At 62.3% G+C, this 19,618-nt stretch carries 14 protein-coding genes; 5 read left to right on the top strand and 9 right to left on the bottom strand.

All coding sequences use genetic code 11. The features are described 5' to 3' along the window. Positions 1 to 343: 343 nt before the first annotated feature. The 6 genes from prpD to KG088_RS12360 all read right to left on the bottom strand — a co-directional run bounded on the left by prpD (position 344) and on the right by KG088_RS12360 (position 8,572). Positions 344 to 1,828, bottom strand: coding sequence for a 2-methylcitrate dehydratase (prpD, locus tag KG088_RS12385; protein ID WP_213825835.1), 1,485 nt, complete (start codon positions 1,826 to 1,828; stop codon positions 344 to 346). Positions 1,829 to 1,919: 91 nt separating this feature from the next. Then, positions 1,920 to 3,098: a 2-methylaconitate cis-trans isomerase PrpF gene (gene prpF, locus KG088_RS12380; RefSeq protein ID WP_213825834.1), complete on the bottom strand. Its 1,179-nt coding sequence runs from the start codon at positions 3,096 to 3,098 to the stop codon at positions 1,920 to 1,922. Positions 3,099 to 3,106: 8 nt separating this feature from the next. Beyond that, positions 3,107 to 5,728, bottom strand: coding sequence for a Fe/S-dependent 2-methylisocitrate dehydratase AcnD (gene acnD / locus KG088_RS12375; protein ID WP_213825833.1), 2,622 nt, complete (start codon positions 5,726 to 5,728; stop codon positions 3,107 to 3,109). Positions 5,729 to 5,736: 8 nt separating this feature from the next. After that, positions 5,737 to 6,864: a bifunctional 2-methylcitrate synthase/citrate synthase gene (gene prpC, locus KG088_RS12370; RefSeq protein ID WP_213825832.1), complete on the bottom strand. Its 1,128-nt coding sequence runs from the start codon at positions 6,862 to 6,864 to the stop codon at positions 5,737 to 5,739. Between the two features lie 50 nt (positions 6,865 to 6,914). Then, entirely contained in the window at positions 6,915 to 7,817 is a 903-nt protein-coding gene (gene prpB, locus KG088_RS12365) for a methylisocitrate lyase (RefSeq protein ID WP_213825831.1), read from the bottom strand. A gap of 41 nt (positions 7,818 to 7,858) precedes the next feature. Further along, positions 7,859 to 8,572, bottom strand: a complete 714-nt coding sequence (locus KG088_RS12360) for a GntR family transcriptional regulator (protein WP_213825830.1) — start codon at positions 8,570 to 8,572, stop codon at positions 7,859 to 7,861. Between the two features lie 207 nt (positions 8,573 to 8,779). On the opposite strand from KG088_RS12360, the gene pabB reads away from it, so the two are divergent. Together pabB and KG088_RS12350 are read left to right on the top strand one after the other, a co-directional pair. Next, positions 8,780 to 10,135 (top strand): aminodeoxychorismate synthase component I, encoded by a 1,356-nt coding sequence (pabB, locus tag KG088_RS12355; protein ID WP_213825829.1) that lies wholly within the window; start codon positions 8,780 to 8,782, stop codon positions 10,133 to 10,135. A 119-nt stretch (positions 10,136 to 10,254) separates the two neighbouring features. After that, on the top strand, positions 10,255 to 10,917 hold the full coding sequence (locus KG088_RS12350; RefSeq protein WP_213825828.1) for a phosphoadenosine phosphosulfate reductase domain-containing protein: 663 nt from the start codon (positions 10,255 to 10,257) through the stop codon (positions 10,915 to 10,917). Between the two features lie 66 nt (positions 10,918 to 10,983). Here KG088_RS12350 and cysB read toward each other — a convergent pair whose 3' ends face one another. Continuing rightward, entirely contained in the window at positions 10,984 to 11,955 is a 972-nt protein-coding gene (cysB, locus tag KG088_RS12345; RefSeq protein ID WP_213825827.1) for an HTH-type transcriptional regulator CysB, read from the bottom strand. Between the two features lie 272 nt (positions 11,956 to 12,227). Here cysB and trxA point away from each other — a divergent pair, with 272 nt between their 5' ends. Then, complete coding sequence (trxA, locus tag KG088_RS12340; protein WP_089794835.1) at positions 12,228 to 12,551, top strand: thioredoxin; 324 nt, start codon at positions 12,228 to 12,230, stop codon at positions 12,549 to 12,551. A gap of 84 nt (positions 12,552 to 12,635) precedes the next feature. Here trxA and KG088_RS12335 read toward each other — a convergent pair whose 3' ends face one another. Further along, positions 12,636 to 13,736 (bottom strand): AI-2E family transporter, encoded by a 1,101-nt coding sequence (locus KG088_RS12335; protein WP_213825826.1) that lies wholly within the window; start codon positions 13,734 to 13,736, stop codon positions 12,636 to 12,638. Positions 13,737 to 13,940: 204 nt separating this feature from the next. Here KG088_RS12335 and KG088_RS12330 point away from each other — a divergent pair, with 204 nt between their 5' ends. Next, positions 13,941 to 14,735 carry an SIMPL domain-containing protein gene (locus KG088_RS12330; RefSeq protein WP_213825825.1) on the top strand — a complete coding sequence of 265 codons (795 nt, stop codon included), beginning with the start codon at positions 13,941 to 13,943 and terminating at the stop codon, positions 14,733 to 14,735. Between the two features lie 132 nt (positions 14,736 to 14,867). Here the strand turns inward: KG088_RS12330 and serS are convergent, their stop codons facing one another. Further along, positions 14,868 to 16,145: a serine--tRNA ligase gene (gene serS / locus KG088_RS12325; RefSeq protein ID WP_213825824.1), complete on the bottom strand. Its 1,278-nt coding sequence runs from the start codon at positions 16,143 to 16,145 to the stop codon at positions 14,868 to 14,870. A 173-nt stretch (positions 16,146 to 16,318) separates the two neighbouring features. Between serS and KG088_RS12320 the strand changes: the two genes are divergently transcribed. After that, entirely contained in the window at positions 16,319 to 19,516 is a 3,198-nt protein-coding gene (locus KG088_RS12320; protein ID WP_213825823.1) for an FAD-binding and (Fe-S)-binding domain-containing protein, read from the top strand. Positions 19,517 to 19,618 lie beyond the last annotated feature (102 nt).

Here is a 19,618-nt window from a genome sequence, read left to right as displayed (position 1 = left end):
TGATATCTCAGTGACTGGTCACTGACACATCGGCAAGCGCCCACATGAATTACCTGATCGATTGTTAAAGAGCGGCTCGCTGTTGCTGGTCACTGCCAGCGCCCGACGAGGAAGGCGTAGTCTACCGAGTTCGGCGGGAATGTCAACCCCCGAGGCAATTCGATCTGTCTTGCCAATCGCGTCCAACCTCAGGAAAAACAACCACTTCGTCCGCCTCCACCGCCGGAAACGTTCTCCGTCCCCGGCAGCGGATGCGTATCCTACGATGCCAGTCGCGCTAATGCAAGAGTAGGCCATGAGAAAATATAGCCCACCTTCTGTGAAAACGCCAAGACCTCTGGCTTCAAATCACCAGAAGGTCGACGAACCTGTTGACTGGCGTACTTTCCAGGCGTTCCTGATCCTTGCAGAGCTGGAAGATCATCTCGCAGCGACCCGCCGGGAATCGAGTGGCCAGATTATGCTTGAACTTGTCTTCCAGCGCCGGGATACCTTCGGCACGGCGGCGGCGATGACCCAGCGGATATTCGACCTCAACCCGCTCGGTGGAGGTGCCATCACGAAAGAACACCTGAATGGCGTTGGCGATGGAGCGCTTCTCGGGGTCGTGATAATCCCGTGAATAACGCTCATCCTCGACGACTTCCATCTTGTTGCGTAGTTCATCGATGACCGGATTGGCCTCGTGGAACGTATCCTCATAATGTTCAGCTACCAGGCTGCCGAAGGCCAGCGGCACGGCCGTCATATACTGAAGGCAGTGATCGCGGTCGGCGGGATTGGCGAGAGCACCCGATTTGGAGATGATACGAATCGCCGAATCGTGCGTGGTCAGCACGATCCTGTCGATCTCGTCCAGTCGATCCTTGACCTGCGGATGCAAGGTCACCGCCGCCTCGCAGGCGGTCTGGGAGTGAAATTCCGCCGGAAAGGAGATCTTGAACAACACGTTCTCCATCACGTAGCTGCCGAACTCGCGCTGGAAGCTGAATTTGCGCTCTGACTCGGGCTTGGTCGCCAGATCCTTGTTGGTATGACTGAAGAGAATATCGTAGAAGCCCCATTGCGGCGCCGAGAGCGCCCCGGGGATGCCCATCTCGCCGCGCATGGCGATGTCGGCCAGGCGCACGCCACGTGACGTGGCATCACCGGCTGCCCAGCTCTTGCGCGACCCAGCGTTCGGCGCATGACGATAGGTTCGCAGGCTTTGACCGTCGACCCAGGCATGGGAGAGCGCTGAGAGCAGCTGCTCGCGGTTGGCGCCCATCATCCTGGCGACCACGGCGGTAGAGGCCACCTTGACCAGCACCACATGATCGAGGCCGACACGGTTGAAGGAGTTGTCGAGTGCCAGCACGCCCTGGATCTCATGGGCCATGACCATGGCTTCCAGTACATCGCGCACGGTCAGTGGCGCTTCCCCCTGGCCGATACGCTGCTGGGAAAGGTGATCGGCCACGGCGAGGATGCCACCCAGGTTATCGGAGGGATGGCCCCATTCGGCGGCAAGCCAGGTGTCGTTGTAGTCGAGCCAGCGGATGATGGTGCCGATGTCCCAGGCAGCCTTTACGGGGTCAAGCCGGAAGGAGGTGCCGGGCACACGGGCACCGTGCGGCACGGTGGTACCTTCCACTAGCGGCCCCAGATGCTTGGTGCACTCGGGAAAGCGCAGCGCCAACAAGCCGCAGCCCAGGGTGTCCATCAGGCAGTTGCGGGCGGTGTCCAGTGCCTCACTGCTCTCGATCCGGTAATCGAGTACGTAGTCGGCAATTTTCTGCAGCTCGATGTCGTAGTCCGGGCGGACGTTGGTTTCGACAGTAGCACTCATTGACTCTGCTCCTGCTATGGATAGGACCCTGAGAATAGATAGGGCGCCGGGAACATGGTTAAGCACAATGTTGACTTCAGCCTAGCGCACCTCAGAAGACATCACCGGGCACCCGAACCCATCCCTCCATCAGCACTCGTGCACTGCGGCTCATCACCACCTTGTCCACCCTCCATTCGCCGTCGACCTGAGTGGCCTGGGCGCCGACCCTCAGCGTGCCAGAGGGATGACCGAAGCAGACCGAGGTACGGTCCCCACCGCCGGCCGCGTGGTTAACCAAGGTGCCGGGGATAGCTGCAGCGGTCGCGATGGCCACAGCGGCAGTGCCCATCATGGCGTGATGCAGCTTGCCCATCGATACTGCGCGCACCAGCAGATCCACCTCGGCAGCAGACACTGACTTGCCGCTCGAGGCAATGTAATCGGCCGGCTTGGCGACAAAGGCCACCTTCGGGGTGTGCTGACGGTTGAGGGCCTCATCAACATGAGCGATCAGGCCCATGCGCACCGATCCCGCGGCACGAATCGACTCGAATCTCGCAAGTGCCCCAGCATCATTATTGATCATCTCCTGAAGCTCGATGCCGGTGTAGCCGATCTCCTTAGCGTTCACGAAGATGGTCGGGATACCGGCATTGATCATGGTGGCCTGTATGGCACCGAGGCCGGGTACATCCAGGTCATCGACACGGTTGCCGGTAGGAAATAGCGCCCCATCGCCGTCGGCCGGGTCCATGAACTCGACCGGCACCTCGGCTGCCGGGAAGGTCACGCCATCCAACTCGAAGTCGCCGGTTTCCTGCACCTCACCGTGGGTGATGGGGACATGCGAGACGATCGTCTTACCGATATTGGCCTGCCAGATTCGCACCGTGGCCACACCGTTCTCGGGAATGCGGCGGGTGTCGACCAGGCCGTTGCTGATCGCAAAGGGACCCACTGCCGCCGAGAGATTGCCGCAGTTGCCACTCCAGTCGACGAAGGCCTTGTCGATGGCGACCTGGCCGAACAGATAGTCGACATCGTGATCGTGACTCTCGCTTCTCGACAGGATCACCGCCTTACTGGTGCTCGAGGTGCCCCCGCCCATGCCATCGGTGTGCTTGGCGTAGGGATCGGGACTGCCGATCACCCGCAGCAGCAAGGCATCGCGCGCAGCGCCAGGCGACTGGACAACGTCGGGCAGATCCTGCCAACGAAAGAACACGCCCTTGCTGGTACCGCCACGCATGTACGTGGCGGGAATCCTGACCTGAGGTTCGTGGGACATGGGTATCCTCATGCCACCGCCTCCGATTCGAGAAAGTCCTGGGCAAAGCGCTGTAGCACTCCCCCCGCAGAGTAGATCGAGACTTCTTCCTGGGTATCCAGACGGCAGATCACCGGCACTTCCAAGCGCTCGCCATTCCGGCGATGGATGATCAGAGTCAGGGTATTGCGAGGCTTGAACTCGCCGATCACGTCATAGGTCTCGGTGCCGTCGATTGCCAGCGTCTTGCGCGTCGTGCCCGGCGTGAATTCCAGCGGCAGGACACCCATGCCTAGCAGGTTGGTGCGATGGATACGCTCGAAGCCTTCGGCGACGATGGCTTCGACCCCGGCCAGGCGCACGCCCTTGGCGGCCCAGTCGCGAGACGAGCCCTGACCGTAGTCGGCACCGGCGACGATGATCAGCGGCTGCTTGCGCTTCATGTAGGTTTCGATGGCTTCCCACATGCGCGTCACGTCGCCTTCCGGCTCGAGGCGCGCCAAGGAGCCTTGCTTGACCTCACCCTCCTGCTGCGCCATTTCGTTGCGCAGCTTCGGGTTGGCGAAGGTCGCGCGCAACGCCGTCAGATGGTCGCCGCGGTGGGTCGCATAGGAGTTGAAGTCCTCCTCCGGCAGGCCCATCTTCGCCAGGTACTCGCCGGCCGCACTGTCGGCCATGATGGCATTCGACGGCGACAGATGGTCGGTGGTGATGTTGTCACCCAGCACCGCCAGCGGCCGCATGCCCTTGAGCGTACGCTCGCCGCCAAGCGCGCCGTCCCCCTCCTTGTCCCAGTAAGGCGGACGACGAATGTAGGTGCTCTGCGGGCGCCAGTCGTACAGCGGCTCGACCTGCGGGCCGCTGTCGGCCTTCACCTCGAACATCGGAATGTAGACGTCGCGATAGTGCTGGGGCTTGACGCTTTCGGCGACGATGGCGTCGATTTCTTCATCGCTCGGCCAGAGGTCCATCAACGTGACGGGGTTACCGGCGTGATCCGTGCCCAGAACGTCCTTCTCGATATCGAAGCGAATGGTTCCGGCGATGGCGTAGGCGACCACCAGCGGCGGCGAGGCCAGGAAGGCCTGCTTGGCGTAGGGATGGATACGGCCATCGAAGTTGCGATTGCCGGACAGCACCGCAGTCGAATAAAGGTCGCGCTCCACCAGCTCCTTCTGGATCACCGGGTCCAGGGCGCCGCTCATGCCATTGCACGTCGTGCAGGCAAAGGCGACCACACCGAAGCCGAGCGTTTCCAACTCCGACAGCAGACCGGCCTCTTCCAGGTAGAGCTGAACGGTCTTGGAGCCGGGGGCCAGCGAACTCTTCACCCACGGCTTGCGCGTCAGCCCACGCGCGTTGGCGTTGCGCGCCATGAGACCCGCGGCGATCATGTTGCGCGGGTTACTGGTATTGGTGCAGCTGGTGATTGCGGCGATGATCACGGCGCCGTCGGGCATCAGGCCGGGCTCGTTCTCCACCTTGCCGGAAATTCCACGTGCCGCCAGGTCCCGGGTGGCGACCCGGCTATGCGGGTTGCTGGGACCGGCGATGGTGCGCTCCACGCTGGAGAGATCGAAGGTCAACACACGCTCGTATTCGGCGTTTTCCAGGCTGTCTGCCCACAGGCCCGCCTGCTTCGCGTACGTCTCCACCAGCTTGATCTGGTCGTCTTCACGACCGGTCAGCTTCAAGTAATCGAGCGTCTGCTGGTCGATGTAGAACATCGCCGCGGTGGCGCCGAATTCGGGCGTCATATTGGAGATGGTGGCGCGGTCGCCAAGCGTCAGGTGAGCCGCCCCTTCGCCGAAGAACTCCAGGTACGCCGAGACCACCTTGGCATTGCGCAGAAACTCGGTGATCGCCAAGACGATATCGGTGGCGGTGATGCCAGACCTGGGCTTACCGGTCAGCTCCACGCCGATGATGTCCGGCAAGCGCATCCACGAAGCCCGCCCCAGCATCACGCTTTCGGCCTCGAGCCCGCCGACGCCGACGGCGATGACCCCGAGGGCATCGACCATGGGGGTGTGGCTGTCGGTCCCGACCAGGGTGTCCGGGAAGGCCACGCGCTTTCCGTGCTCATCCGGGCGCACCTGAATCACCGGCGACATTCGCTCCAGGTTGATCTGGTGCATGATGCCGTTGCCTGGCGGGATAACATCGACGTTCTTGAAGGCCTTCTTGGTCCAGTCGATGAAATGGAAACGGTCCTCGTTGCGGCGATCCTCGATGGCGCGGTTCTTCGCGAAGGCCTCCTTGTCGGAGCCGGCATGCTCGACGGCAAGAGAATGGTCGACGATCAACTGGGTCGGCACCACCGGATTGACCTTGGCCGGGTCGCCACCCTTCTCGGCGATGGCGTCGCGCAGCCCCGCCAGATCGACCAGCGCGGTCTGGCCGAGGATGTCATGACACACCACGCGAGCCGGGAACCAGGGGAAATCCAGATCCCGCCGGCACTCGATCAGCTGCGTGAGGGCATCGGTAAGCATGTCGGGATCGCAGCGGCGCACGAGGTTTTCGGCCAGCACCCGCGAGGTGTAGGGAAGTCTGGCGTAGGCACCAGGCTGGATAGCTTCGACAGCCTCGCGGGTGTCGAAATAGTCGAGGTCGGTGCCCGGCAGGGGCTTGCGGTAGTCAGTATTCATGGCGTCGCTCAGTCACGCTGTTCAATGGGGACCCACTCGCTCTTTTCCGGACCGGTATAGTCGGCGCTGGGGCGAATGATGCGGTTGTTCTCGCGCTGCTCGAAGACATGGGCGCACCAGCCGGTGACCCGCGAGCAGACGAAGATCGGAGTGAACAGCTTGGTGGGGATATCCATGAAGTAGTAAGCACTGGCATGGAAGAAGTCGGCATTGCAGAAGAGTTTCTTCTCGCGCCACATCACCGCCTCGACGCGCTCTGAGACCGGATAGAGCACGCTGTCGCCCACATCGTCGGCCAGGCGCTTTGACCAGTGCTTGATGATGGCATTGCGCGGGTCGGACTCGCGGTAGACTGCATGTCCGAACCCCATGATCTTCTCCTTGCGTTCGAGCTTGCCCAGGATCTCGCGCTCGGCCTCGTCCGTGGACTGCCAGTGCTCGATCATCGCCATGGCCGCCTCGTTGGCGCCACCGTGAAGAGGGCCGCGCAGCGTACCAATGGCGCCCGTCACGCAGGAGTGCATGTCGGACAGGGTCGAGGCACAGACCCGCGCAGCGAAGGTCGAGGCATTGAATTCGTGCTCGGCATAGAGAATCAGCGAGACGTTCATGACTCGGGCATGCAACTCACTTGGCGCCTGGTCCCGCAGCAGGTGCAGGAAGTGCGCCCCCACAGACTCGTCGTCGGTCTCGGTGTCGATGCGCACGCCATCGTGGGAGTAACGGTACCAGTAGCAGATGATCGAGGGCAGCACAGCTAACAAGCGATCAGAGACATCCTGCTGCTGATCGAAGCGCTCTTCGGTTTCCAGATTACCGAGCATGGAAGCGCCAGTACGCATCACGTCCATGGGATGGGCATTGGCCGGAATCTGCTCCAACACGGTCTTGAGCGCCTGGGGCAGGCCGCGCAACCCCTTGAGCTTGGCGATATAGGCGTCGAGCTCTGCCTGGTTTGGCAGCTTGCCCTTGAACAGCAGATACGCCACTTCCTCGAAACGCGCTTTTTCGGCCAGCACCTCGATGTCGAAACCGCGATACGTTAGCCCTGAACCGGTCTGCCCGACGGTACAAAGTGCCGTGCTTCCGGCACTTTGGCCACGCAGGCCGGCACCACCGATGGGTTTTTCTGCCATGTCGTGTCTCCTGTTGAATCGATGAGGGTCGCTAACAAGGTCAAATCGTCTTACGTCGCGGTGCTGGACTCGTCGTCATCTGCCCGGAAAAGCGCATCGAGTTTGTGCTCGAAGGCGTGGTAGTCGAGGAAGTCATAAAGCTCGTCGCGGGTCTGCATCAGCTCGACCACCTCGCGCTGGTGACCGTTGTCGTGAATGCTCTGGTAGACCTTGAGCGCTGCGGCATTCATAGCGCGAAACGCCGACAGCGGATAAAGGACCATGCGACAGCCCACCTGCCCCAGCTCCTGCTGGGTAAACAGCGGTGTGGCGCCGAACTCAGTAATATTGGCGAGGATCGGTGCATCAACCTGCTGACAGAAGGCACGGTAGTCCTCCAGGGTATGAACCGCTTCGGCGAAGATGCCATCGGCACCAGCCTCGACGCAGGCATTGGCCCGCTCGATGGCCGCCTCGAGACCCTCCTTCTGGAACGCGTCGGTGCGGGCGATCAAAGTGAAGCCCGGATCGAAGCGAGCATCGGCCGCGGCCTTGATGCGATCGACCATTTCAGCCTGCGTCACGATCGCCTTGTTGGGACGATGCCCGCAGCGCTTCTGGGCCACCTGATCCTCGAGATGCACGGCGGCCACCCCAGCTCGCTGCATTTCCTTGACGGTGCGGGCGATATTGAAGGCACCGCCCCAGCCGGTGTCGATGTCCACCAGCAACGGCAGGTCGGTGGCACCGCAGATGCGGTGCGCGTCCTCGACCACATCATTCATGGTGGTCATGCCCAGATCCGGCAGACCGAACGAGGCATTGGCCACGCCACCACCGGACAGATAGATCGCCGGATGGCCGACGCGCTCGGCCATCATGGCGGTATAGGCGTTGATGGTGCCGACGATCGGCAGCGGCCGGTGGGCGTTGAGAGCAGCACGAAAACGGCCGCCGGGAGTTGATGGATGCATGCATGGGTCCTCAGTGATTCGGCAACAATATCCGGCGGGTCTCAGGTAACCGGCGTCGGGGCATTCGGTTCGAGTATCGCGGCATAGCGCTCGACCACGTTGGCGCGGGAGGCGCTGAGGTGGCGGCGCATCAACAGTTCGGCAAGTTCGGCATCCCCAGCCTCGATGGCATCGATAATACGATGGTGCTCCACGAAGGCACGCTGGGGGCGAGTGCCACTGGCACTGAACTGGGTTCGGTAAAGGCGCACGAGATAGTAGAGATCGTCACAGAGCAACGTCATCAGCATACGATTCTGGCTGCCTTGAACGATGAGATAGTGAAAGTCCAGATCGCCTTCTCGCTGGTAATAGGCCTCACCGCGCTTGAAGTCACTCTGCTGCTCGTGGACCGCCAGCACATCGCGCAGCCCAGCGATTTGCTCAGCACTCATGTGCTCGGCGGCAAGCCGAGCCGCCATGCTCTCCAATGCCTCGCGCAGGTCAAACAGCTCTAGCAGCTCCTTGACCGAAAGCTTGACCACGCGCGCGCCCACATGCGGCACCCGCTCGATCAACCGATGAGCTTCGAGGCGACGCATGGCCTCGCGCAAGGGCCCTCGTGAGATGCCATAGGCCCGGGACAGACCCGGCTCGGTGATCTTGCTGCCCGGAGGCAACTCACCACGTACGATGGCATCCTGGAGCTGATGGAAGACTCGCTCGGCCAGGGTGCGAATTTCGGGAGTGGCTTGTTCGGGTAAGTTTAAGTTCATTGAAATTGTCGACAATCGGGAAGTGAAGAAACTGTAATCACTGCCTTTGTGCGGGTCAACCACGACATACAGGGGTCATCTACATCTTTGGTTGTAGACAATCCACCGAAAGACGTTGATATGGCGTCCATGTGAACCCGCGCCCTTCGGGGGACAAACCAGGCTGCGATGCCTAGAATGAGGCGCCTGTTCAGGAAAGACGCGTCGATGACACCCACTCTCCAGATCATCCCACTGCCCTATCAGGAAAATCCGCTGGGCTATTTCGCCGCGCTGCGTGACCGACCCGGCGCCGTGCTACTCGATAGTGGACGTCCCGCGGCTCCCGGCGGTCGCTACGATATCCTGAGCAGTGACCCACTGAGCTTGCTCACTTTCGATGCACCAGGCAGCGACTCGACTGGCAACGACCAAGCTCCCTTCGACGTCCAGCAGGCGCTACTCGACGGATTGCCCCACGATCTCCCGAACAGTGACCTGCCGTTTCTCGGCGGGCTGATCGGCTACTGGGGCTATGACCTTGGCTGCCACCAGAAGCCGATTGCCGGACGCGCAAGGCGTGTGGTCGATCTGCCCGCGAGCCGAGTTGGGCTATATGACTGGGCGTTGATTCAAGATCACCATGAGCAGGCCAGTTGGCTCGTCGCCGCGCCTGAACGACAGGCTCAGGTCCTCGGACGTCTCGAGCGACGCCTCGCCCCTGTGGCTGATTTTCGACTCATTGAGCCGTTTAGCGGCGAATTGAGCCGCAAGGAATATCTGGCGCGTTTCAATGCCGTTCAGCGCTATATTCGTGATGGGGATTGCTACCAGATCAACCTGTCTCAACGTTTCAGCGCCCCTTTTCGCGGAGACCTTTGGGACGCTTATCAACGCCTGCGCCTGGCCACGCCCACTCCGTTTTCGGGTTTCCTGGCTTGGGAGGACAAGGCGATTCTGTCGCTTTCGCCGGAACGCTTTCTTCGCTGTCATGAAGCAAAGGTCGAGGCGCGTCCCATCAAGGGCACTCGCCCCCGCGGCACGACGCCCGAACAGGACCAACGACTCGCAGACTCATTGATGACAAGTCTCAAGGATCGGGCCGAAAACGTGATGATCGTCGACCTGCTACGCAACGACCTGGGGCGCGTCTGTCGACCGGGTAGCGTTCGGGTCCCGCAGCTTTGCGCCCTGGAAAGCTATGCCAATGTCCATCACCTGGTCAGCATAGTGACCGGCGAGCTGAGACCGGACGAACGCCCTCTCGATCTTCTGGCGGCGGCCTTTCCCGGAGGATCGATTACCGGCGCACCCAAGTTACGGGCCATGCAGATCATCGACGAGCTCGAGCCCAGCCGACGCAGCGCCTACTGTGGCAGCCTGGGCTATGTGGACGTGCGCGGACGGATGGATACCTCAATCGCCATCCGTACGGCAGTGGCGGATCGGGGACGCCTCCACCTGTGGGGCGGCGGCGGACTGGTGGCGGACTCGCGAGGGGAAGACGAATACGATGAGACACTCGACAAGATTCGCCATCTGATGGGCGCGCTTGCAGAGGACAAAAAGCATAATATGGAATAAAAAACAGCTTCAAATAGTCGACAAAAGAATAAACATCCAATCAATCGGTATTGGGGAAACGCCGACAAGCTTTGCTAGGGTAGCGGAAACTGGCTTCACACCACTTTAGGAACTCTCCGATGGCGCAACCACTCGACTCGATCAACCAGGAACTCGTCTCGGTCAACCAAGAGCTCGTTTCAATTAATCAAGAGCTTGGCAATGATCCCGAGGCGCTGATTCGCTGGGCTCTCAGGCAGGGAAAACGGCCGATATGCACGACCAACTTTCGTCCATTCGAAGCTGTCATCCTGCATATGGTCACCCGCCAGCAACCCGACATCCCCATCGTATGGATGGATAGCGGCTACAACACCGAGGAAACCTACCGCTTTGCCGATGCTCTGATCCGGCGACTTGGACTCAATCTGGTCAGTTATCTGCCTCGGCGTTCCCGTGCCCATCGCGAGGCGTTGGAAGGCGCCATGCCGGGGATCGATGATCCTCGCCACGAAGCCTTTACGCGCGAGGTCAAGCTGGAGCCTTTCGAGCGCGCCCTGCGCGAGATGGCGCCGGATGTCTGGTTTACCGCGCTGCGTGCCGAAGACACTCCCGAGCGAGCCCGCATGGCGCCCGTAAGCCGAAACGCTAATGGTCTGCTGAAGGTCTCACCGCTTCTTCACTGGAATGCCCGCGACCTCTACCAGTACCTTCAGGCACACGACCTGCCCAACAACTTCGACTATTTCGACCCCACCAAGGTCGAGGCGAAGCGCGAGTGTGGCCTGCACCTTCAGCATTGAGGGCACAAATCTTAATGGGGTTGAGGGAATCAGGAGCCCAACGCTTGGATGGAAAGCGAAAGCCCCTTAGCGCTCGGGCAAGGTGATGTCTCTGAACAACGCCTCCTCGTGACGCGGTCCGGCCTCCAAGGCCGCATCAACAAGGTCACGCTCCAGATGGGTCGCGAACCCCTGCAGGAAATCGTACATGTAGCCGCGCATGAAGGTCCCTCGACGGATGCCGATCTTGGTGGTGGAGCTCTTGAAGAGGTGTCCCGCCTCAAGTTCGTCCAGATCGGTATCCTGCTCGGGATCCACCGCCATGTGAGCGACGATGCCCACGCCCATGCCCAGACGCACATAAGTCTTGATCACATCCGCATCGGCGGCGGTCAGCACCACATTGGGCGAAAGCCCCTTCGCGCGAAAAGCATCGTCGAGTTGGGAACGGCCGGTAAACCCGAATACGTAGGTCACCAGAGGGTAGCGCGCCAAGGCCTCGAGTGTCAGCGGCTTTTCCTCCGCCAAAGGATGCCCTTGCGGTACCAACAGGCAACGGTTCCAGCGGTAGCAGGGCAAAAGCACCAGGTCGTTGAACAGTTCCAGCGACTCGGTAGCAATCGCGAAGTCAGCCTGACCATCGCTGACCATTTGGGCAATCTGCTTCGGAGTGCCCTGTTGCATGTGCAAAGCGACGTCAGGATACTTGCGCGTGAATTCGCGAATCACCGGGGGGAGAGCGTATCGTGCCTGAGTATGCGTAGTGGCGATCGATAAACTGCCGCGGCGCTCGTCGCTATGCTCCTGAGCAACGTCTTTGATGTTCTCGGTAAGACGCAGCACCTGGCCGGCCAGTTCGACGATCGACTGCCCCGCTGGGGTAACACGCGTGAGGTGCTTCCCGCTGCGGGCGAAGATCTCCACGCCGAGTTCGTCCTCGAGCAAGCGGATCTGCTTGGAAATGCCCGGTTGGGAAGTGAAAAGACTCTGGGCGGTGGCCGAAACATTGAGGTTGTGCCGCGTGACCTCCCAGACATAACGCAGCTGCTGAAGCTTCATGACGACCCCCACTCCTTGCTGCCGCTGTCACATGCGGCTTCTTAAAACCTGAACGTAACGTATATTATAAAACAATGTAATCACTAAATAGCATAAAAGATAGCAGAGGCTACGCCTCGATCGCCTTAACCATGATAGCCACTGTCTATCGTTTTACCGTCGCAGTCGCATTTGCCAGCGTCGCGGCCTACCGCTACCATCGGCCGACCGGATATGCTGTCGGCATGTCGTCCCGATCCGCTCGATGCAGCGTAACGTAACTGGAGAATCCCATGGCCAATAACGTCGATGTCACCAATGCTAATTTCGAGCAGGAAGTTCTCAAGGCAGAAACGCCGGTCCTGTTGAAGTTCTGGGCCCCCTGGTGCGGCCCCTGCAAGGTAATGGCGCCGGTGGTCGATGAAGTCGCCGAAGAGCGCGACGGCAACCTCAAGGTCGTCAGCATCAACGTCGACGACGCCCCAGAAATCGCCGCCGAGCAAGGGGTACGCGGTGTGCCTACCGTAATGCTGTTCAAGTCCGGTACCAAGGTAGCGTCCCTGGTAGGCGCCCAGTCCAAGTCCCAGCTTTCGCAGTTCATCGAACAGAACGCCTGATCCGGCAACGCTGCTTCCCACTGTTTTCGACCTGCCCTTTCACATTGCCCCGGCTCGCCCAGGGCAATGTCGTTTCATGTTGACTCAGGCAGTATCGTCCAGGCGCTCCAGTGGAGCCCGGTCGGCCTTCTCGGGCTTCGGCCCGTCCGCGGGCCCCAGCAGGTGAGCGATCCAGCGTGTCTCGGGGTGGCTGTCCAGGGCAATCTTCAGCGTCATGGTCAGCACCACCGACAGCAGCATGCCCACGGCGCCGAAGATCCAGCCCCAGACCACCAGCGATAGAAAGGCCACGAAGGTCGAGAGCCCCAGGGCACGTCCCATGACCCTGGGCTCGACGATATTACCCAGCAGGAAGTTGACAGCTAGATAGGCCGCCGCCAACAGCATCGCATCGAGCAAACCGCCGTCGGGGGCCACCAGCAACAGCATCACGGGGGGAAAGGCGGCGATGGCCGAACCGATGTTAGGGATAAAGTTGAGTGCGAAGGCCATCACCGCCCAGAGCAGCGCAAACTCGACGCCGATTACCTTGCATGCGATCCAGATCAGCGCGCCGGTCACCAGGCTGATCATTGTCTTAACCGCCAGGTAACGCTTGAGCGTCAGGCTGAACTCATGGAACCGCCGCAGGCTTGGCGCCGGATCATCCAGGGCGAGGAAAACCTTGGTGCGGAAATTGATGGTTTCAAACAGCAGAAACATCACCAGCAAGGCCACGATGACGCTCTGCATCATCAGGTTACCCACTTCACCAAGCAGCGTGGGAATAAAGCTTCCCATTTGCTCGGCATCCAGCAGCTCCGCCAGACGGTTGGTATCGATGGCCAACCCCATGGCAGCGAGGCTATCGAGAATACCGAGGTAGTACTGATAGAGTTTCTGTTCGATCCCTGGCAGAGCATCGACGAAGGTACCGAAACTGTTTGCCAGCAGCAGACCAAGCAATAACAACAGCCCACCGAGCACCAGCAGGGTCAGCCAAACTGCCAGTTTTGGACTCATCCCCAGCCGCGTCAGCCAGTGCACGGGTGCCGTACAGACCACGGCAATGAATAACGCCAGCAACAAGGGCACCAATAGGCTCGAGCCAGCCTTCATGCCGGTAATGATGATAACCAGCGCGGCCAGTGCCAGAATGAGGTTGAGAGGAATGGTCTTGGTAGACCCATCATTGGATAGCGCCATGCCGGAAATCCCTGCCAGCCGAGAATTGCCCATCATGCCGCTTGCAGGGCCTGGGCACAAACCTTATCCCTGCCTCGAGGACACCCTCGCTACAGGCCTTACTTCGGCGGGGATAGATCTGCATTATTCCCAGTTCTCGAAACACCATGCGGCACCGATACCGCGCCACCCTCAACATGCCTTGCGGCAAGGAACCTTTCGACCATGACCATCGCCACGCTCCCTCGCAACACGCCCCTTCGCAAGATCTTACTCGGCGGCCTGCTTGTCGCGTCCCCCTTGATGATGACCACTGCCATGGCCGAGGAGCCGCGTCCACGTCTCGATGTTCAGGCCGAGGCCCAGCAGGAAGCGGTGCCGGATCGCGCCACACTCAACGCCCGGCTCTGGGAGCGCACCCCAGCGATTGCCCAGCAAGATAATCAAAGTAGCGATCCCGAGGCATTGCGTGATGCGCGCGAAAGCCTGGAGCAACGCGCCGCTAAGCTGATCCAGACGATGGAAGACGCCGGCGTGGCGAGTGACGACATCAATGCCGGCTCGCTCAACGTACAACCGGAATATGTCCCGGGCCCGCGCCTGGGCAACGGCGAGGGCCAGCCGATGGTCCGAACTCGGCTGGAGCGGCCCTTTCATGTCGAGATCGACGACCTGGAGCAGTTGACACGCTTGCTCGATGCCCTGACCGAAGCCGGCGTCGAAGCGCTGGACGGCATCACCTACGATCTAACCGATCGCGACGCTGCCACCGACCAGGCGCTGGTCGCCGCCCTCGAGAAAGCCCGCCACAAGGCAACGCTGATGGCCAGGACCCTGGGCATCACGCTGGGCGACGTCATCAGCGTGAGCGAGACCCTTCCGCCAAAGTTCCAGCCACGCATGATGGCCATGAGCGCCGATGCCAGAGAGAGCGGCGCGCAAACCGAGTACCGCCCGGGTACCCTCTCCATCGAGGCGGGCGTGAGCGTCAGCTGGGCAATCGAAGCATCCGGTGAGTGAACGAAGCCTGAGCTCGTATTTAACGACTCCATAACGACGCAACCCCACCAACGCTGTTGGGGTTGCCACTTACTCCTTCTTCCAAGCGCGAAGCGCCGCTCCTCCAGCTTTCAGCGGCGGGGCGAAGCCAAGTCAGGCATTAATCGCCTCGATCCCGCCCATATAGTTACGCAGCGCCTCAGGCACAGTGATCGAGCCGTCGGCGCGCTGGTAGTTCTCCATCACGGCGATCAAGCAGCGGCCTACCGCCAGGCCGGAGCCGTTGAGGGTATGCAGCAACTGCGGTTTCTTGAGTTCGGGATGCCGATAGCGCGCCTGCATGCGCCGCGCCTGGAAGTCCTCGCAGTTGGAAATCGACGAGATCTCACGGTAGGTATGCTGGCTCGGCAGCCACACCTCCATGTCGTAGGTCTTGGCTGCACCGAAGCCCATGTCACCGGTACACAGCGTCACCACGCGATAAGGTATTGCCAGCGCCTGTAGAATCGCCTCGGCATGACCACGCATTTCCTCCAGGGCCGCGTAGCTCTGTTCGGGCTCGACCATCTGCACCATCTCGACCTTGTCGAACTGATGCTGGCGAATCATTCCACGGGTATCGCGACCGTGGGAGCCCGCTTCGCTACGAAAGCACGGGGTGTGCGCCGTCAGTTTCACCGGCAAGTCCTGGTGCTCGAAGATCTCGTCACGCGCAAAGTTGGTCAGCGGCACCTCGGCGGTGGGAATCAAGTGGTAGCCCCGCTCATCGTCCAACCGGAACAGGTCCTCGCCGAACTTGGGCAGCTGGCCGGTACCGTATAGCGACGCCTCATTGACCATGTAGGGGACATAGCACTCTTCGTAGCCATGCTCGAGGGTCTGTTTGTCGAGCATGAACTGGGTCAGCGCCCGGTGCAGCCGCGCAATGGGGCCCCGCATTACCGCAAAGCGCGCCCCGGTCAACTTGATCGCCAGATCGAAATCCAGATCGCCTTTCAGCGCACCCAGGTCGACATGATCTCGCGGCGCGAAGGCCAGCGCCTCTGGCGTGCCCCATCGATGCAGCTCGACATTGTCGTCTTCGTTGTCGCCCACCGGCACGCTTTCATGAGGCAGGTTCGGCAAGCCGCTGACGACGTCTTCCCACTCCCCCTGCACCTCGGCAAGCCTTTTCTTGGCGGCATCGAGCCGGTCACCCAGATCGCTCACCTCATCGAGCAGCGGCTGAATATCCTCGCCTGCGGCCTTGGCCTTGCCGATCGCCTTGGAACGTTTGTTGCGCTCTCCCTGCAGGGTCTCGGTCGCCGTTTGCAACTCGCGACGCCGGGACTCCAGCGCCTCGAGTCGCTCGGTGTCCAAGGCGAAGCCTCGCGTGGCCAATCGTTGGGCGACCGCGTCGAGGTCACCGCGCAGCAGTTTGGGATCGAGCATGGCATCCAGTCCGTCGCAGTCATGAAAACAGTGCGCCATTGTAGGCAAAAGGCCGCCCGGGCGCCACGCGGTGCCGAGATGCGCGCCGGTGCCTTCCCGGGGTAAAATAGCGATCTTTCTTCATACCACTGCCCGGGCCCGCCGCGGCAGCGATACCGGCCGAATATCACACCATGATCGCACGACTGGACACTGCCCAAGCGCGTAACGCCCCGAGCCTCGAAGCCCGCTATCAACGCTTCCTCGACGCCCTCAAGGCCGAGGGCTTCGCCGGCGAGATCGCCCCGGACTACGCCGCCCGCACGGTGCTGGCCACCGACAACTCGATCTACCAGCGCCTGCCCCAGGCGGTGGTCTATCCCCAGCATGGCGCCGATCTCGTCTGCCTCGCACGGCTCGCTGGCCAAGACGAGCATCGCTCTGTCGCCCTCACGCCACGCGGCGGCGGTACCGGCACCAACGGTCAGTCGCTCACCGACGGCCTGGTGGTGGACGTCTCGCGGCACATGAACCGGATTCTCGAGATCGACGTGGCGAACCGCCGCGTGCGGGTGCAGGCCGGGGTGGTCAAGGATCAGCTTAACGCGGCGCTCAAGCCGCATGGGCTGTTCTTTGCCCCGGAGCTCTCGACCTCCAACCGCGCTACCCTAGGCGGCATGATCTCGACGGACGCCAGCGGCCAGGGCAGCTGCGAGTACGGCAAGACCCGTAACCACGTGCTGGCACTCGACACGGTGCTGATCGGCGGCGAGCGCCTGGTGAGCCACCCCGTCGACGAGGCCGAGCTGGACACGCTGTGCGCGCGCGACGACGTCACCGGCCGCGCCTACCGCACCGCCCGGGAGATCATCGATACCCAACGCGAACGGATCGACGCCACCTTCCCGCCGCTCAATCGCTGCCTGACCGGCTACGACCTGGCGCATCTCAGAGACGAGGCAGGGCGCCTCGACCTGAACAGCCTGCTGTGCGGCTCGGAAGGCTCGCTGGGCTTTCTCGACGAGGCGGTGCTCAACGTGCTGCCGATCCCCAAGCACTCGACGCTGGTCAACGTGCGCTACGCCGGCTTCATGGACGCGCTGCGCGACGCCAAGGCGCTGATGGCGAGCAGTGACTCTTCACAAGACCCGCCTCAGGCGCTTGACGCTTCATCCGACCCGTCACAAGACCAACCGCCGGCGCGCCCCACCTCCATCGAGACAGTCGACGATACCGTGCTGGGCCTGGCCCGCAACGACTTCGTCTGGGACGGCGTCGCCGCGTTCTTCCCCGAGGCCGAGACGCCGGTGCACGGCATCAACCTGGTCGAGTTCAACGACGACGACCCCGAACGGCTGGCCGAGCGCGTCGCCGCGTTCTGCCGGCACCTGGAGCGCGACGCCGGCGTCGAGCGGCTCGGCTATACGCTGGCCGAGGGCCGCGAGGCGATCCAGCGCGTCTACGCCATGCGCAAGCGCGCCGTCGGGTTGCTGGGCAATGCCGAAGGCGAGAAGCGTCCCCTGCCCTTCGTCGAGGACACCGCGGTGCCGCCGGAACACCTGGCGGACTACATTGCCGAGTTCCGCGCGCTGCTCGACGCCCGCGGCCTCGCCTACGGCATGTTCGGCCACGTCGATGCCGGCGTGCTGCACGTGCGCCCGGCGCTGGACATGAAGGACCCCGCGCAGGCGCGGCTGATTCGTGAGATCTCCGATGAGGTCGCCACGCTGACGAAGAAGTATCATGGCCTGTTGTGGGGCGAGCACGGCAAGGGCATCCGCTCGGAATACGCGCCGCAGTTCTTCGGCGCGCTCTACCCCAGCCTGCAGCGCGTCAAGGCGGCCTTCGATCCGCATGACCAGCTCAACCCGGGAAAGATTGCCTCCCCGCTCGCCGTCGCCCATGACCTCGAGGTCGACCCCGTGGCCTGGGCCGACCCCAACCTGCTGACCATCGACGGCGTCCCGACACGCGGCGAGCACGACCGCCAGATCGACGAACGGGTCTGGCAGGCGCATGCCGCCACGGTCTACTGCAACGGCAACGGCGCCTGCTACAACTACGACCCCGATGACGCCATGTGCCCGTCGTGGAAGGCCACCCGCGACCGCATCCATTCGCCCAAGGGACGCGCCAGCCTGATCCGCGAATGGCTGCGCCTGCAGGGCGCGGCCGGTGTCGATCTGATCGAGGAGTCGCGCAAGAAGCAGGCCGAAGGGGCCTGGGGTTTCATCAGGCACCTGCCGATGCGCACCCTCAACACCCTGCGCCGTGGCAAGGAGAGCGATTTCTCTCATGAAGTGTATGACGCCATGGCCGGCTGCCTGGCCTGCAAGGCCTGCGCCGGCCAGTGCCCGGTCAAGGTCAACGTGCCCGATTCCCGGTCGCAGTTCCTCGAGGTCTACCACGGCCGTTACCTGCGCCCGCTGCGCGACTACCTGATCGGCGGCATGGAGTTCTTCGTGCCGGCGCTGGCCAGGATCGCCCCGCTCTACAACGCGGCGCTGGGCAGCCGCCTGGTCGACCGGCTGCTGGCCGGGCCGATCGGCCTGGTCGACAGCCCGCGGCTCTCGCGGGCCAGCCTCAAGAAGCAGCTCGCGGCCTGGGGCGTGGCGGAGGCGACACCGATATCGCTGGGCCTGCTCACCGAGGCGCAGAAGGCGCGCAGCGTCATCCTCGTGCAGGACGCCTTCACCAGCCACTTCGAGGCCAAGCTGGTGATTGACATCGTCGAGCTGCTCGCCCGACTGGATGTGAAGGTCTTCGTCGCCCCCTACGCGCCCAACGGCAAGCCGCTCAACGTCCAGGGCTTTCTCAGCGCCTTTGCCCGCACCGCCGAGGCGCAGGCCCGGCGGCTGCGCACCCTGGCCGACTTTGGCGTGCCGCTGGTAGGTATCGACCCGGCCATGACCCTGACCTATCGCCAGGAGTACGTGACGACGCTCGGCCCCGACGCCGTGCCCGAGGTGCTGATGCTGCAGGAATGGCTGGTGGCAGAGTCACCCACCCTGGCCCGCCAGCTAGCCCCGAGTGGCCTGGCGACGCGGGACCCCGGCTATCGGCTGCTGTCCCACTGTACCGAGAAGACCCAGGCGCCGGGCAGCCCCAAGGCCTGGCAGCAGGTATTCGCCGCCTTAGGCCTGGAACTGGAGCTCATCAACACCGGCTGCTGCGGCATGTCCGGCACCTACGGCCACGAGGCGCGCAATCGCGACACCTCCCAGACCATCTACGCCCAATCGTGGCAGCCCGTAGTCGAGGACGCGACCAACGCCGGCCGACTGCTCGCCACCGGCTATTCGTGCCGCAGCCAGGCTGGGCGGCTCTCCAACCAGACGCTACCGCATCCGCTGCAGGCGCTGCTCGCCCAGCTACGCCTCACGCAGCGTTGATCACCAAGCATCATCGCCAACGGAACTTGCTGCCGAACCATCGGCCAGTATAAGGGGCGCTGGCCGAGGGCTCGACGGCGCCCACCCTGATACCGTCCACCG

It is taken from the genome of Halomonas jincaotanensis, from assembly GCF_018448785.1.
Lineage (GTDB): Bacteria > Pseudomonadota > Gammaproteobacteria > Pseudomonadales > Halomonadaceae > Halomonas > Halomonas jincaotanensis.
The sequence above is the reverse complement of the archived record's forward strand: the minus strand, read 5'-3'. Positions and strand labels throughout refer to the sequence as shown.

Excerpts from the sequence above, each read along its gene's own strand:
- prpD (WP_213825835.1), bottom strand. The coding sequence starts at position 1,828 with ATGAGTGCTACTGTCGAAACCAACGTCCGCCCGGACTACGACATCGAG.
- prpF (WP_213825834.1), bottom strand. The coding sequence starts at position 3,098 with ATGTCCCACGAACCTCAGGTCAGGATTCCCGCCACGTACATGCGTGGC.
- acnD (WP_213825833.1), bottom strand. The coding sequence starts at position 5,728 with ATGAATACTGACTACCGCAAGCCCCTGCCGGGCACCGACCTCGACTAT.
- prpC (WP_213825832.1), bottom strand. The coding sequence starts at position 6,864 with ATGGCAGAAAAACCCATCGGTGGTGCCGGCCTGCGTGGCCAAAGTGCC.
- prpB (WP_213825831.1), bottom strand. The coding sequence starts at position 7,817 with ATGCATCCATCAACTCCCGGCGGCCGTTTTCGTGCTGCTCTCAACGCC.
- KG088_RS12360 (WP_213825830.1), bottom strand. The coding sequence starts at position 8,572 with ATGAACTTAAACTTACCCGAACAAGCCACTCCCGAAATTCGCACCCTG.
- pabB (WP_213825829.1), top strand. The coding sequence starts at position 8,780 with ATGACACCCACTCTCCAGATCATCCCACTGCCCTATCAGGAAAATCCG.
- KG088_RS12350 (WP_213825828.1), top strand. The coding sequence starts at position 10,255 with ATGGCGCAACCACTCGACTCGATCAACCAGGAACTCGTCTCGGTCAAC.
- cysB (WP_213825827.1), bottom strand. The coding sequence starts at position 11,955 with ATGAAGCTTCAGCAGCTGCGTTATGTCTGGGAGGTCACGCGGCACAAC.
- trxA (WP_089794835.1), top strand. The coding sequence starts at position 12,228 with ATGGCCAATAACGTCGATGTCACCAATGCTAATTTCGAGCAGGAAGTT.
- KG088_RS12335 (WP_213825826.1), bottom strand. The coding sequence starts at position 13,736 with ATGGCGCTATCCAATGATGGGTCTACCAAGACCATTCCTCTCAACCTC.
- KG088_RS12330 (WP_213825825.1), top strand. The coding sequence starts at position 13,941 with ATGACCATCGCCACGCTCCCTCGCAACACGCCCCTTCGCAAGATCTTA.
- serS (WP_213825824.1), bottom strand. The coding sequence starts at position 16,145 with ATGCTCGATCCCAAACTGCTGCGCGGTGACCTCGACGCGGTCGCCCAA.
- KG088_RS12320 (WP_213825823.1), top strand. The coding sequence starts at position 16,319 with ATGATCGCACGACTGGACACTGCCCAAGCGCGTAACGCCCCGAGCCTC.